Here is a 13,666-nt window from a genome sequence, read left to right as displayed (position 1 = left end):
AGGTTTCCATCGGAAAAAAAGACCACAAACAATGAAGGGTAAGAGTCGAACAGGTGTATTAATAAAGAAAAGGTATAAATAAGAAAAAAAGTAGAGGGCATGCTACGAACTAGAAAAATATTATGAACATTCGGGGATAATGTAAGTCTCTTTCTAAAGAATGATATACCGAGACGGAGCACGTGTGTGTCACCCAGCTATTAAATCGATTACACTTTTGTTGATGATTTGGACTGTTCGTCGAGATGGTTGTATATGATATCGCGAATAACGACTTCGCTAATTGGTTTTTTAATAAATGTGTGTGCACCAAGTAATAGCGACTTTCTTAAATGAGAATGACCTGATGAAGATGAAGCCATAATTACTTTAATATGAGGGGTCTTTTGTTTTATTTGTTTTAACGCGGCAATGCCATCTTTGTTAGGCATAATGATATCCATAAAAACCAGTTGAGGTTCTTTTTCTACACAGATCTTTACAGCTTCTTCACCGTCTTTGGCTTCGAGAATATTTTTTACCCCGATAGACCTTAATACTTCGTTCATTTGCATTCGTATTAATTCGGAGTCATCACATACAAGGATTGAAAGTGCCTTCAAAAAATTCGCCCCCATTTTAAATAATGATCAATAGATTGCAATAAGCCAGCCACTCTAAGATGCATCTCTATCATTTATACTACCATAAAATAGGAGTTTACATGTGTTGTCTATGCAAAAAAATTGACAAAACTTTGATAAAAAGACGCTTGAAAATGTAAGCGTTTTAATAAAAGTAGAGAAATTCATAAAATTATCTAAAAAACTATTTATTATTAAATCATTTAATGGTATATTAAACACGAATCAAAAAACGTTTCAAAAGTAGTCTGTTTACTTTAGATGTCAGACATCGTACAAGTAAATAAATATTTTTTTGAAAACGTTTTACAGATTATAATTTTCTTCATAATATGTCATAATAGTGGCATAGTTACCATCGTGTTACATATTGCACGATGGGAGCAAAAAAAAAGGATCAAGGGGGATTTACAAAATGAAAAAACGTATGATGATGGTTGTTTCTTCTGTACTAGCTGCTGGTACACTTCTAGCTGCTTGTGGTGAAAACAATGATGACACCACGCCAATTAATGAGAATGGAAATAACAACAATGAAGTAACAGAGAATGAAGGCAACAACGAAAACGAAGGTAACAATGAAGCAACAGGAGATGGAGAAGCTTTCTCTTCTAAGATGGTTACTGATGTAGGTGGAGTTGACGACCGTTCCTTTAATGAATCCGCTTGGGCTGGTTTAACAATGTTCGGCGAAGATTATCCTGAAGCCGAAGTGGACTACATCCAATCAAGTGATGCTTCTGACTATGCACCAAACTTAAATGACTTAGCTCGTCAAGGAACTGATTTAACATTCGCAATTGGTTTCTTAATGGAAGATGATATTCGTACAATTGCTCAACAAAACGAAGATCAAAACTTTGCCATTGTTGATACTGTTGTAATGGGTGACGACGATCAACCTGTTTCAAACATTGCTAATATTACATTTGCTGAGCATGAGGGTTCATTCTTAGTAGGTGCCGTTGCAGCTATGCATAGTGAAACAGATCAGATCGGTTTCATTGGTGGAGTAGAAAGTCCACTAATTAAGAAATTTGAAAATGGTTTCAAAGCCGGAGCTAAATATGCTAACCCAGATATTGAAATTACTGTTCAGTATGCTCAAGACTTTAACGATGCTTCACGTGGTCAGCAAATTGCTGACACAATGTATGGTAATGGCGCAGACATCATTTATCATGCAGCCGGTGGTACTGGTAATGGTCTATTTACTGAAGCGATTGACCGTAATGAAGGTGGAGAAAACGTATGGGCAATCGGCGTAGACCAAGACCAAGCGCTTACTGAAGGTGAATGGTCAGAAGGAAACGTTATTTTAACTTCAATGGTTAAGCGTGTGGACCAATCAGTTTACCAAGTTTCTGAAGATACGATGAATGGAAACTTCCCTGGAGGAGAGATTCTTGAATTTGGTCTTGAAGATCAAGGTGTAGGTATTGCAGAAACAAGAGACAATGTTTCAGATGAAGCATTAGAAGCTGTTGAAGAATACGAAGCGATGATTTTAAACGGAGAAATCGAAGTTCCACAAACTGATGATGAGTATGAAGATTTCGAAGGTTCCCTATAATAATTAAAAGACATTTGAATTACCTATAAGACATAAATGAGGCTAGTCTTGTACTAGCCTTTGTTTATAGGTAAAACTTAAATAGAGATAATAATCAAGTGAGAAGTAATGAGTGAATCTTATTAGAACATTTGAGATACTGTTTTTTCGGCTATTAACTTCTCTATTGAATAAATATAAAGAAAATCTATGGTGTCACTTCCATTGATAAAGTGTGGAACATTTGACAAAACTGTCGAATAAACCTTCTTTTGACTTGGCGGCTATCAAATTTTTTCTAATGAGTCCGATAGGAGTGTTTACATTGGAATACGTAATCGAGATGAACAACATACGAAAAGAGTTTCCCGGTATCGTTGCCAATGACAATATTACGCTACAGGTCAAACAAGGCGAAATTCATGCGTTACTAGGTGAAAACGGAGCAGGGAAATCAACACTGATGAACGTCTTGTTCGGCTTGTATCAACCTGAAAAAGGGGAAATTAAGGTTCGTGGGGAAAAAGTGGACGTTACGGATCCTAATGTAGCGAATGAATTGGGCATTGGAATGGTTCACCAACATTTTATGTTAGTGCAAAATTTCTCCGTAACAGAAAACATTATTTTAGGTAGTGAACCTACTAAACGTGGAGCGATTGATCTTCGAAAAGCTGCAAAAGATGTAGCAGAAATTTCAGATCGTTATGGTTTGCGAGTAGATGCAAATGCAAAAATTGAAGATATTTCGGTAGGTATGCAACAGCGTGCTGAAATATTAAAAACATTATACCGTGGAGCGGAAATTCTTATATTTGATGAGCCTACTGCTGCACTTACTCCACAAGAAATTAAAGAACTTATTCAAATTATGAAGAACTTAATCAGTGAAGGTAAATCAATTATTTTAATTACTCATAAGTTAAAAGAAATACTACAAGTATGTGATCGTTGTACGGTTATTCGTCGTGGACGAGGTATTGGTACCGTTGAAGTTGCAGACTCGACGGAAAACAGTCTTGCTGAAATGATGGTTGGAAGAGAAGTAAGCTTTGCAGTGGAAAAAACGGAAGCAAAACCCAAGGACCAAGTTCTGTCGATTAAAGATTTGATAGTAGAGGATGCAAGAAAAATTGATGTTGTTGATGGACTTTCTTTAGATGTACGAGCTGGGGAGATCATGGGTGTTGCCGGAGTAGATGGAAATGGTCAAACGGAAATGATAGAGGCTCTTACAGGTTTAAGACAAGCTAAAAGTGGTAAAATCATCGTTTCCGGTAAGGATATTACTGGTTATAAACCACGAAAAGTAACAGAGGCAGGTGTAGGGCATATCCCACAAGATCGCCATAAACATGGTCTTGTTCTTGAATTTACTGTAGGTGAGAACGTATTATTGCAAACGTATTACCAGAAGCCGTTCACGAAAAATGGTGTGTTGAATTATCCGAAAATGTATGAGAAAGCTCGCAAATTAATCGAAGAATATGATGTACGAACACCGAATGAAAAAACATTAGCTAGGTCCTTATCTGGAGGGAACCAACAAAAAGCGATAATAGCAAGGGAAGTGGATCGTTCACCTGATCTTCTCATTGCAGCGCAACCTACTCGAGGATTAGATGTTGGTGCGATTGAATTTATTCATAAAAAATTAGTAGAAGAAAGAGATAAGGGACGAGCGGTACTTCTTGTATCCCTTGAATTAGATGAAGTACTAAATGTAAGTGATCGAATTGCTGTTATTTATGAAGGAAAGATTGTTGAAATATTAGACGCAAAGGACACAGATGAAAAAGAACTCGGTCTTCTTATGGCTGGTGGTAAGAGGGAAGTAGGTGAGCCGCAATAATGAAGAATGTATTTAAAGGTAATTTGACAGGTGTTTTCGTACCTTTAATAGCAATTTTATTTGGTTTCGTAGCAGGTGCTGTGATTATGCTTGTCAGTGGTAATAACCCAATCACTGCTTATGGAGCATTAATTAGTGGTATTTTCGGAACTCCATATGATTTCGGAGAAACGTTACAACGCATGACGCCATTAATTTTCTCCGGTTTAGCAGTAGCCTTTGCTTTTAGAACTGGACTATTAAACATTGGTGTAGAGGGTCAACTTATCGTAGGTTGGTTCACATCTGTTTTAGTGGGAATTGCTATTGAAGCCCCGATGATTATCCATTTACCCCTTGCCCTTTTAGCAGGTGCATTAGCAGGTGCATTATGGGGTTTTGTTCCGGGTATTTTAAAAGCAAGGTTTCAAGTGCATGAAGTTATCGTGACGATTATGATGAACTATATAGCTATGCATGTAGTTAACCATTTTATAAGAAATTACATGATAGAATCAGGTCAGCGAACAGCATTCGTAAATGATTCAGCGTCTCTTTCTTCAGAATTTTTAACAAATATCACAAATTTTTCCCGACTTCATTGGGGATTCTTGGTTGCAGTCATTGCTTGTGTCATTATGTGGTTTATTCTTTGGAAAACTAAAAAAGGATTTGAACTTCGTTCTGTCGGTTACAATAAACACGCTTCCTCATATGCAGGGATGAGTGTGAATATGAACATCATTCTTTCTATGTCTGTTTCAGGTGCTTTTGCAGGAGTTGGCGGAGCAATGCTTGGCTTAGGAACATATAATTATGCAAATATCTTACCATCGTTTACGAACTATGGATTTGATGGGATTGCCGTTGCTCTTTTAGGGTCTAGTACATCCATTGGTATCTTTTTATCAGCCTTCTTATTTGGTGGTTTGAAACAAGGGGCCAATAATATGCAAAGTCAAGCAGGTGTTGCACCTGAACTTGTTGAAATTATTATTGCTTTAATTATTTTCTTTGTAGCATCAAGCTATTTGATTCGTTGGATCTATAGCCGCTTTCAAAGCAAGAAGGAGGGGAAATAAATGGATTTGATACTACCAATCCTTTACACTATTGTCCCGGCTGCTCTGATTGCAGCTACCCCTCTTCTTCTCACAGCAATGGGTGGTTTGTTTTCAGAAAGATCCGGAGTAGTAAATATAGGCCTAGAAGGGCTCATGGTTATGGGAGCTTTTGGAGGTATTATTGGTACATTATTTTTTGATTCGTTAGGTTTTGGAGCAGCATCCGCTTGGATGGGGATATTAGTAGCTATTGTATTAGGTGCTTTGTTTTCTTTGTTCCACGCTGTTGCATCGATTACACTGCGAGCAGATCAAATCGTTAGTGGTGTCGCTTTGAACTTCTTAGCAGTTGGTTTAACGGTTTATATTGTTCGTGAAGTGTTTGATAAAGGCCAAACAGACACCATTTCTTCAGGAGCTCGTTTATTCCGAATTAATGTACCGTTTTTAAGTGAGATCCCAATCATTGGACCGATGCTATTTTCACGAGTGTATGCCACAACATATATAGCATTTTTGATTGCAATCGTTGTATGGTATGTCGTATTTAAAACACCATTCGGTCTTCGTCTTCGCTCAGTGGGGGAACATCCAATGGCAGCAGACACGATGGGAATTAACGTTAATCGAATGAGATATATTGGCGTTATGCTAAGTGGAGCCTTTGCAGGTAGTGGTGGTGCAGTATATGCGATTACAACTGCAGGAAACTTTGCTGGTGGAACAATTGTTGGTCAAGGTTTTATGGCTTTAGCCGCACTGATATTTGGTAAATGGCATCCGTTTGGAGCTATGGGAGCAGCTATATTCTTTGGTTTTGCGCAAGCGTTAAGTATATCCGCTCAGCAAATACCAGGACTAGCGAATGTTCCACAAGTTTATATGTTGATTCTGCCTTATGTACTCACGATTCTAGCTCTGGCTGGATTTGTTGGTAAAGCAGAACCTCCGAAGGCATTAAATCAACCTTATGAAAAAGGTAGCCGTTAATCATTTTATATTGTTCAAAGAACACGACATAGTCGTGTTCTTTTTTGGTTAATATTGGATAAATAGAGTGATGTTTTTTGTTTGAGATATAATAGTCTTAGGTATAATAGATTAATTAGTTTATAAAAAAATATTTTTCTTCCTTCTTTAGTATAGGTAATTTATACTTTAATTAAGTTAAAAATAGAAGTGGAGTGATTTTATATGACTAAAGAAGTGCCACTATTGTATGATAAGCAATTGTCTTGTCATATTTGTGATCACAATTTCACTTCTAAAAAGTTACGATCAAGGTATATTAGAGTGAAACAAGTGAACAATGACTTTTCTAAAGAGTACAAAGATGCATCTAGAAACCCATTGTTGTATGAAGTTTATGTTTGTCCTGAGTGCGGTTATGCGTTTAACGATCAATTCCAAGAAACGTTTCATCAAGCTCAAAGGGAGCAATTTATAAACAAGATATCATCAAAATGGAGAAAACAAGATTTTTCCGGTGAACGAAGTCACGAAGAGGCAGTTCGAGTTTTTAAGTTAGCAGTTGTTGCAGGGGAACAAACAATGCAACCTGACATCATTTTAGCAGGTATATGTATGAAACTAAGTTGGTTACTTCGGGAGCTTAACGAAGAAGATGAAGCAACGAGGTTTGTGAACTTTTCGATTCAAAAGTTTGAAAAAGCTTTTTCGTATGGCAATTATGAATCTATGTCAGAATTAAAAGTTATCTATATTTTAGGAGAACTTCATCGTCTATTAAATAGAAACGGCGAAGCCATTAAATATTTTTCGAAAGTCATACAACACAAACATCGTCACATGGAACCACAAATTGTAGAAATGGCTAGAGATCAATGGTATAAAGCGAGAGAAAAAAATAAAGCCGTAAATAGATAAAAAGATAGCCTAATTAAGGAGATGAAAAGGAAGTAATGAATGCTAATCATATTAATGCTGTGTGTCAAGCTACAAAAGCAATCATGAACAATCATTTTGGAGTGGATATAACACCAAACAAGCCAAGTTCAAGCAAAGGCGTTATCGCGTCTGATGATGTTGCAGTTGTGTTGGGGATTAATGGACAACTATCTGGGCAAATCATTTGTACATTGAGTACAGAAACAGCCAAACAACTGGTTGGAACAATGATGGGAGGCGTAACGATTAAAATTTTAGATGATATGGGATGGAGTGCTATACAAGAGTTTGGTAATTGGGTAGCAGGATCAACAGCAACAGAACTTTCCAAATTAAATTGTTTGATTGATGTCACACCTCCAGTTGTAAACGATGGAATGTCAAATTTTAGGTCCACAAAGATGTTTATTACGATTCCAATGGATTCAATCATAGGAGAAATAGCTGTTCATATATCATTAACTGCAAAAGCAAGTTAAACGTATAAAACCGTTTCGTGGGTCAATCCATGAACGGTTTTTTCATGGTTTTATAACATTAATAGAGAGAATTTTCTAAAGTTCCGAAGAATGTTTGCTTTTTTGTCATATTTGCTTTAGATTAAATGAAGCAAGCGAACATTGAGAGTTTGATAACTAAAAGTCAAACTTAAGGAAGGATGAGATTTATGAGTCCATTAGATATGTCTAAATTTGAAAAAAAAATAATTATCCGAAATATAAGGCACGATGATATAGAAGCAATTATTGAGTTGTCTAAATTATGTTTTCCAAATATGGAACCTTGGAAAAGATCCCATTTATATAGCCATTTAGAATTGTTTCCTGAAGGACAGTTTTGTGTGGAAGTGGATGGAGAAATAATTGGCTCTTGTGCTAGTTTAATCATAAATTTTGATGAGTACGATGACCAACATACTTGGGATGAAATAACAGATGAAGGATATATTACGAATCATGACTCTGAAGGGTATAACCTTTATGGCATTGAAGTAGCTGTTCATCCCGATTATCGTCGGATGAAAATTGGACGGCGGTTATACGAAGCTAGAAAAGAGTTAGCAAGAGAATTGAACCTTAAAAGTATTGTTATCGGTGGAAGAATTCCTAATTACAGAAAGTATTCAGCTGAATTAACTCCAAGGCAATATGTCGAAGAAGTAATGAGTCACAATGTGTTTGACCCTGTGTTAACTTTTCAAGTTATGAATGGTTTTACGTTAAAGCGGGTCAATCGTAATTATCTTGTAGATGATAAAGCTTCCATGCGTTATGCAACGTTAATGGAGTGGAATAATGTTGATTATCGTCCGACAACAAAACGACATTTCAAAACATCGTTTCCAGTTCGGATTTGTGCGATTCAATATATGATGAAAAAAATAAATTCTTTTGAGGAATTTGCCCAACAATGTGAATACTATGCCGATGTTGGTGCAAGTTATAATTCGGATTTTGTTGTTTTTCCAGAAATTTTCACTACGCAACTTCTTTCTTTTATCGAAGAGAAGAGTCCTAGTCAAGCAATCCGCAGGCTAACAGATTTTACTGAGGACTATATAAATTTATTTATTGATTTATCTATCAAGTATAACGTTAATATTATTGGTGGCTCCCACTTCGTTGAAGAAGAAGGGAAAATATATAATATTGCTTACTTTTTTCGGCGAGATGGAACGGTAGAAAAGCAATATAAAATCCATATCACTCCAAATGAACGAAGATTTTGGGGGATCCATGGGGGAGATAAAGTAGAGGTGTTTGATAGTGATTGTGGTAAAATTGCAATTCAAATATGTTACGATATTGAGTTTCCTGAGTTAGCGCGTATTGCAACAGAAAAAGGAGCGAATATCATTTTTACACCTTTTTGTACAGATGAAAGACAAGGATATCTTCGAGTCCGCTATTGTGCGCAAGCGAGAGCTGTTGAAAATCAAGTTTATACGATGATTGCTGGAACTGTTGGAAACTTAACTCATGTTGAAAATATGGATATTCAATATGCACAATCAGGAATATTCACACCTTCAGATTTTGCCTTCCCTCGTGACGGAGTTGTTGGAGAATGTCATCCTAATATTGAGACGGTAGTCGTTGGTGATGTGGATTTAGAGTTATTAAGAAGACATAGGAAGTCAGGGAATGTAACTCAGTGGCGTGATCGAAGAAAAGATTTGTACAAAGTACAATATGATTGTTAACTTTTAATGAAGACCTCAGTGATTTGCTGGGGTCTTTTAATAATAAAATTAATGATTAAAGACGACTTGTTAAGCTTTTCTTTCGTCATACTTTTTTGTACAATAAAGTAGCAGAGATAATTTATTAATTTTATTAATAAAGTTAGTGTATTATTTAAAATACAAATTAATGAGATAGGAGTGGGTTTAATTGAAAAAAAAAGTAGCTACATTCTCAGATGGCGATGTCTATTCGTATAAGATAGAAAACAGTCAAGGGATGTCCCTCACAGCAATAAATTTTGGTGCAGCGATTACAGAAATTTTAGTTCCAGATCAAGAAGGTGTAAAAGAGAACGTTGTCATTCATTATGATGATATTTCTCTCTATGAAACGAACCCTCATTATTTAGGCGTAGTTGTTGGAAGAACGTCAGGACGTACAAAAGATGCCATGTTAAAGTTTAGAGATCAAGAATTTCAGTTGGATAAGAATGATGGTAATAACCATTTGCATGGTGGCGAAAAAGGCCTTGCGAAAAGAATATGGGATGTAACTCAGAAAGATAATACTCTTATTTTTGAATACTTTAGTGCTGATGGAGAAGATAATTATCCCGGGGATGTCCAATTTAAAATTAGCTACACACTTAGTGATAGCAATCAATTAATCATTCATTATTGGGCATTACCAAATGAAACAACTCCAATAAATTTAACTAATCATTCGTATTTTAATTTAACAGGAAATTTGAAACGAAATATATTAGGTCATCATTTAACGGTTGCTAGTTCTAAGTTTTATGAATTAGACGAAGAATCTATTCCTCTAGATGTTAAAAGTGTAGAAAGCCGTCCGACTTTTGACTTTCGAAAAGGGAAATTGTTAAATGAAATGATCGCTGATTCAGATGATCAAATTAACCTTGTTGGCGGAGGATTGGACCATCCATTTATATTTGATAAATGGAATGAAGAAAAAGTAGTTTTAGTTGATCAACTATCTGGCAGATCTTTGCATGTTAAAACAGATGATCCAGCTATTGTGATTTACTCTGGAAATCAAGTGAAGCAATCACCTCTTTTGAATAAGGGAAAAGCAGAGAAATACGCAGGAATTTGTTTGGAAACCCAAATGCCACCGAATGAAACCAAAAGTTATATTGTTGAAAAAGGAAACGTTTATGAAAAACAAACGACGTTTACATTCGGAATTTTATAAATAACATATCCTGTTTTAAGGTGAGATGGTTTTATAAAAATAAGCTTATTCTTATATTAAAGAAATGAAGAATATGACTAATATGCTATACTATTTACATTATCCGTTTAAAAGTTAGAGGGGGACGAAATATTATGAGCATATCTAATTCAACCATCTTGCCTGCAATTCGTGATTTAAAAGATTTAGATAAAGTAGCAAATTCAAATTACGAATACATCGTTTTATTAAATACTCATATTGGTCAATTAAAAAGTTTGGTTAAAATGCTCCATGAGCATGATAAAAAAGTTTTACTTCACGCTGATTTAGTTCAAGGGTTGAAAAGTGATGAGTATGCTGCTCAATTTCTTTGTCGAGATATTCGACCAGAAGGGTTAATTTCTACGAGGAAAAATGTACTGTTAACAGCTAAAAAAGCAAAACTATTAACGATACAACGATTATTTTTACTCGATTCCATTGCGTTGGAATCCAGTTATAACATGCTTGATACGATCCAACCGGACCTTATTGAAGTGCTTCCTGGTATTATTCCACATATTATTAAAGAAATCTATGAAAAGACAAACGTCCCAATCATTGCAGGAGGACTCATACGGTCCAATGAAGAAGTAAAAGCTGCAATAAATGCAGGGGCAGCGGCGGTAACTACTTCAAATCGAGAGCTTTGGGAAGCTAATAATTAATATACAAAACAAATAATTCCGTTAATTAAATTGTTTAATTAATGGGAAGAGATTGACAACGCTTACACTGAATGGTTAAATAAAAAGTAAGTTAATAAATTTTTCGATGGAGACCATGGAGACCAACGAAAATACGCCTAGGAGCGAGAAAACTAGGTGGTATTTTGTTGGTCTTTTTTGCTCTCTAAAATTTGTCAAAAGGGGGAATTTAACATGTCACCAGTATTAGCCGAGTTTTTAGGTACAATGATGTTGATTATTTTTGGTGGAGGGGTTGTTGCCGGCGTAGTATTAAAAGGTACAAAATCAGAAGGTTCAGGTTGGATTGTTATTACTTTTGCATGGGGTCTTGGTGTAGCTATGTCGGTTTATATGATAGGGGGAATTAGTGGAGGTCATATTAACCCAGCAGTAACTGTTGGTCTTGCTATGATAGGAGATTTTGCTTGGGCTGACGTACCAGGTTATATCGCAGCTCAACTAAGTGGAGCATTTGTTGGGGCGTCACTGGTATTTTTCATGTATTATCCACATTTTAGAAACACAGAGGATAAAGGAGCAAAGCTTGGAGTATTTGCAACAGGGCCAGCGATTGATCATACTCCATCTAACTACTTCAGTGAAGTACTTGGAACATTCGTACTATTATTTGGTATTCTAGCATTAGGTGCGAATGATGTAACAGCTGGACTAGATCCATTATTGGTTGGTTTCTTGATTGTTGTCATTGGTATGTCTCTAGGTGGAACGACAGGATATGCCATTAACCCAGCTCGTGACCTTGGACCTCGTATTGCACACGCTGTATTGCCTATTCACAACAAAGGTGATTCAGGATGGGCTTACTCTTGGGTTCCAATAGCAGGTCCAATTATTGGGGGATCACTTGGAACATTAAGTTATGTAGCACTGTTTGAAGGAACGATGAATGCAGGACTTTGGATTTTCATTGCACTGTTCTTTGTAGTGTTAGGTGTTTCCATTAAAGCGAAGAAAGATGATGTTAATCCAGAAAGCGTAGAAGACACAAAACACACACCAAAACAAAAAGAAGCCTAGGAGGAGATTATATGGAAAAAAAGTATGTACTCGCATTAGACCAGGGAACGACAAGCTCAAGGGCGATTTTATTTAACAAGGAAGGAAAAATTGTTGATACAGCGCAAAAAGAATTTAGACAAATTTTTCCTAATCCAGGTTGGGTAGAACACAACGCTAATGAAATTTGGTCATCTGTATTAGGAGTAATTGCAGAAGTTTTAAGTAATCAAAATGTATCGCCGAAAGAAATTGCTTCGATTGGTATCACAAATCAGCGGGAAACAACAGTTATTTGGGAGAAAGAAACAGGCAAGCCCATTTATAATGCACTAGTATGGCAATCTCGCCAGACAGATCCAATATGTGAAGAACTAAGAGGAAAAGGATATAGTCAGCTTTTCACTGATAAAACAGGACTATTAATAGATGCTTATTTCTCAGGGACAAAAGTAAAGTGGCTTTTAGATAATGTTGAAGGTGCCCGAGAAAAAGCGGATCAAGGAAAACTATTATTTGGAACAATTGATACGTGGCTTATTTGGAAACTTTCTGGTGGAAAGGCCCACGTTACTGACTATACTAACGCGTCTCGTACGCTAATGTACAATATTCATGAGTTAAAATGGGACGATGAGCTACTTGATATTCTTGGAGTTCCGAAGTCGATGCTACCGGAAGTAAGACCATCTTCAGAAGTGTATGCTAATACAATAGACTATCATTTCTTTGGTGAAGAGGTACCTATTGCAGGAGCAGCAGGAGACCAACAAGCAGCACTATTTGGTCAAGCTTGTTTTGAAGAAGGGATGGCCAAGAACACTTACGGCACTGGCTGTTTTATGTTAATGAACACTGGGGAAAAACCGGTAAAATCAAGTCATGGTTTGTTAACAACAATTGCATGGGGGATAGATGGAAAAGTAGAATATGCGTTAGAAGGTAGTATTTTTGTTGCTGGATCTGCGATTCAGTGGTTGCGTGACGGTTTAAGAATGATAAAGTCTGCGCCGGAAACAGAAGGCTATGCGTCAAAAGTAGCTTCAACAGATGGCGTTTATATGGTTCCTGCATTTGTTGGATTAGGAACGCCTTATTGGGATAGTGAGGTTCGTGGAGCGATTTTTGGACTTACACGTGGTACTGAGAAAGAGCACTTTATTCGAGCAACGTTAGAATCACTAACTTATCAAACGAGAGATGTACTTGAAGCAATGGTAGCTGATTCTGGAATTGATGTTAAAGCTCTCAGAGTAGATGGGGGAGCAGTAGCAAACAACTTCTTAATGCAGTTCCAAAGTGATATTCTCAATGTTCCGGTTGATCGACCTGAAATACAAGAAACAACAGCACTAGGAGCTGCATATTTAGCAGGACTTGCAGTAGGTTTCTGGGGTAATAAACAAGAGATTGCTCAACAATGGCACATTGATCGTACGTTCAAACCAGAAATGGAAGATGCTAATAGAGAAGACTTATATGATGGATGGAAAACAGCTGTCGAAGCAACAATGAAATTTAAGAGAAAGAAATAATATATTTTAAGCTAATTTGTTA

At 36.4% G+C, this 13,666-nt stretch carries 12 protein-coding genes; 11 read left to right on the top strand and 1 reads right to left on the bottom strand.

What is annotated here, in order from left to right; translation table 11 throughout:
• Window positions 1–209: 209 nt before the first annotated feature.
• Window positions 210–602 carry a response regulator gene (locus QDN89_RS03855; RefSeq protein ID WP_280768756.1) on the bottom strand — a complete coding sequence of 131 codons (393 nt, stop codon included), beginning with the start codon at window positions 600–602 and terminating at the stop codon, window positions 210–212.
• A 436-nt stretch (window positions 603–1,038) separates the two neighbouring features.
• Between QDN89_RS03855 and QDN89_RS03850 the strand changes: the two genes are divergently transcribed.
• From QDN89_RS03850 to glpK, 11 genes are all read left to right on the top strand, one after another.
• Entirely contained in the window at window positions 1,039–2,196 is a 1,158-nt protein-coding gene (locus tag QDN89_RS03850) for a BMP family lipoprotein (RefSeq protein ID WP_280768755.1), read from the top strand.
• A gap of 304 nt (window positions 2,197–2,500) precedes the next feature.
• Window positions 2,501–4,027: an ABC transporter ATP-binding protein gene (locus QDN89_RS03845; protein WP_280768754.1), complete on the top strand. Its 1,527-nt coding sequence runs from the start codon at window positions 2,501–2,503 to the stop codon at window positions 4,025–4,027.
• Window positions 4,027–5,088 carry an ABC transporter permease gene (locus QDN89_RS03840; RefSeq protein ID WP_280768753.1) on the top strand — a complete coding sequence of 354 codons (1,062 nt, stop codon included), beginning with the start codon at window positions 4,027–4,029 and terminating at the stop codon, window positions 5,086–5,088. Before QDN89_RS03845 ends, QDN89_RS03840 begins: the two co-directional genes overlap by 1 nt.
• Window positions 5,089–6,060 (top strand): ABC transporter permease, encoded by a 972-nt coding sequence (locus QDN89_RS03835; RefSeq protein ID WP_280768752.1) that lies wholly within the window; start codon window positions 5,089–5,091, stop codon window positions 6,058–6,060.
• Between the two features lie 204 nt (window positions 6,061–6,264).
• Window positions 6,265–6,957, top strand: coding sequence for a DUF2225 domain-containing protein (locus QDN89_RS03830; protein WP_280768751.1), 693 nt, complete (start codon window positions 6,265–6,267; stop codon window positions 6,955–6,957).
• A gap of 35 nt (window positions 6,958–6,992) precedes the next feature.
• The gene (locus QDN89_RS03825; RefSeq protein ID WP_280768750.1) at window positions 6,993–7,457 is read left to right on the top strand and encodes a chemotaxis protein CheX; all 465 of its coding nucleotides are present in this window, start codon (window positions 6,993–6,995) and stop codon (window positions 7,455–7,457) included.
• A gap of 188 nt (window positions 7,458–7,645) precedes the next feature.
• Window positions 7,646–9,181 carry a GNAT family N-acetyltransferase gene (locus QDN89_RS03820; protein WP_280768749.1) on the top strand — a complete coding sequence of 512 codons (1,536 nt, stop codon included), beginning with the start codon at window positions 7,646–7,648 and terminating at the stop codon, window positions 9,179–9,181.
• Window positions 9,182–9,371: 190 nt separating this feature from the next.
• Window positions 9,372–10,382, top strand: coding sequence for an aldose epimerase family protein (locus QDN89_RS03815; protein WP_280768748.1), 1,011 nt, complete (start codon window positions 9,372–9,374; stop codon window positions 10,380–10,382).
• Between the two features lie 134 nt (window positions 10,383–10,516).
• Window positions 10,517–11,071: a glycerol-3-phosphate responsive antiterminator gene (locus QDN89_RS03810; protein ID WP_280768747.1), complete on the top strand. Its 555-nt coding sequence runs from the start codon at window positions 10,517–10,519 to the stop codon at window positions 11,069–11,071.
• Between the two features lie 213 nt (window positions 11,072–11,284).
• Window positions 11,285–12,130, top strand: coding sequence for an MIP/aquaporin family protein (locus QDN89_RS03805; RefSeq protein WP_280768746.1), 846 nt, complete (start codon window positions 11,285–11,287; stop codon window positions 12,128–12,130).
• 11 nt (window positions 12,131–12,141) lie between these two features.
• Complete coding sequence (gene glpK, locus QDN89_RS03800) at window positions 12,142–13,644, top strand: glycerol kinase GlpK (protein WP_280768745.1); 1,503 nt, start codon at window positions 12,142–12,144, stop codon at window positions 13,642–13,644.
• The last annotated feature ends 22 nt before the right edge of the window (window positions 13,645–13,666 follow it).

The organism is Salipaludibacillus daqingensis (assembly GCF_029891575.1).
Taxonomy (GTDB): domain Bacteria; phylum Bacillota; class Bacilli; order Bacillales; family Salisediminibacteriaceae; genus Salipaludibacillus; species Salipaludibacillus daqingensis.
This window is presented reverse-complemented; position numbering and strand designations above follow the sequence as displayed.

Coding starts and splice junctions, on each gene's coding strand:
- QDN89_RS03850 (WP_280768755.1), top strand. CDS start 1,039: ATGAAAAAACGTATGATGATGGTTGTTTCTTCTGTACTAGCTGCTGGT.
- QDN89_RS03840 (WP_280768753.1), top strand. CDS start 4,027: ATGAAGAATGTATTTAAAGGTAATTTGACAGGTGTTTTCGTACCTTTA.
- QDN89_RS03835 (WP_280768752.1), top strand. CDS start 5,089: ATGGATTTGATACTACCAATCCTTTACACTATTGTCCCGGCTGCTCTG.
- QDN89_RS03830 (WP_280768751.1), top strand. CDS start 6,265: ATGACTAAAGAAGTGCCACTATTGTATGATAAGCAATTGTCTTGTCAT.
- QDN89_RS03825 (WP_280768750.1), top strand. CDS start 6,993: ATGAATGCTAATCATATTAATGCTGTGTGTCAAGCTACAAAAGCAATC.
- QDN89_RS03820 (WP_280768749.1), top strand. CDS start 7,646: ATGAGTCCATTAGATATGTCTAAATTTGAAAAAAAAATAATTATCCGA.
- QDN89_RS03810 (WP_280768747.1), top strand. CDS start 10,517: ATGAGCATATCTAATTCAACCATCTTGCCTGCAATTCGTGATTTAAAA.
- QDN89_RS03805 (WP_280768746.1), top strand. CDS start 11,285: ATGTCACCAGTATTAGCCGAGTTTTTAGGTACAATGATGTTGATTATT.
- glpK (WP_280768745.1), top strand. CDS start 12,142: ATGGAAAAAAAGTATGTACTCGCATTAGACCAGGGAACGACAAGCTCA.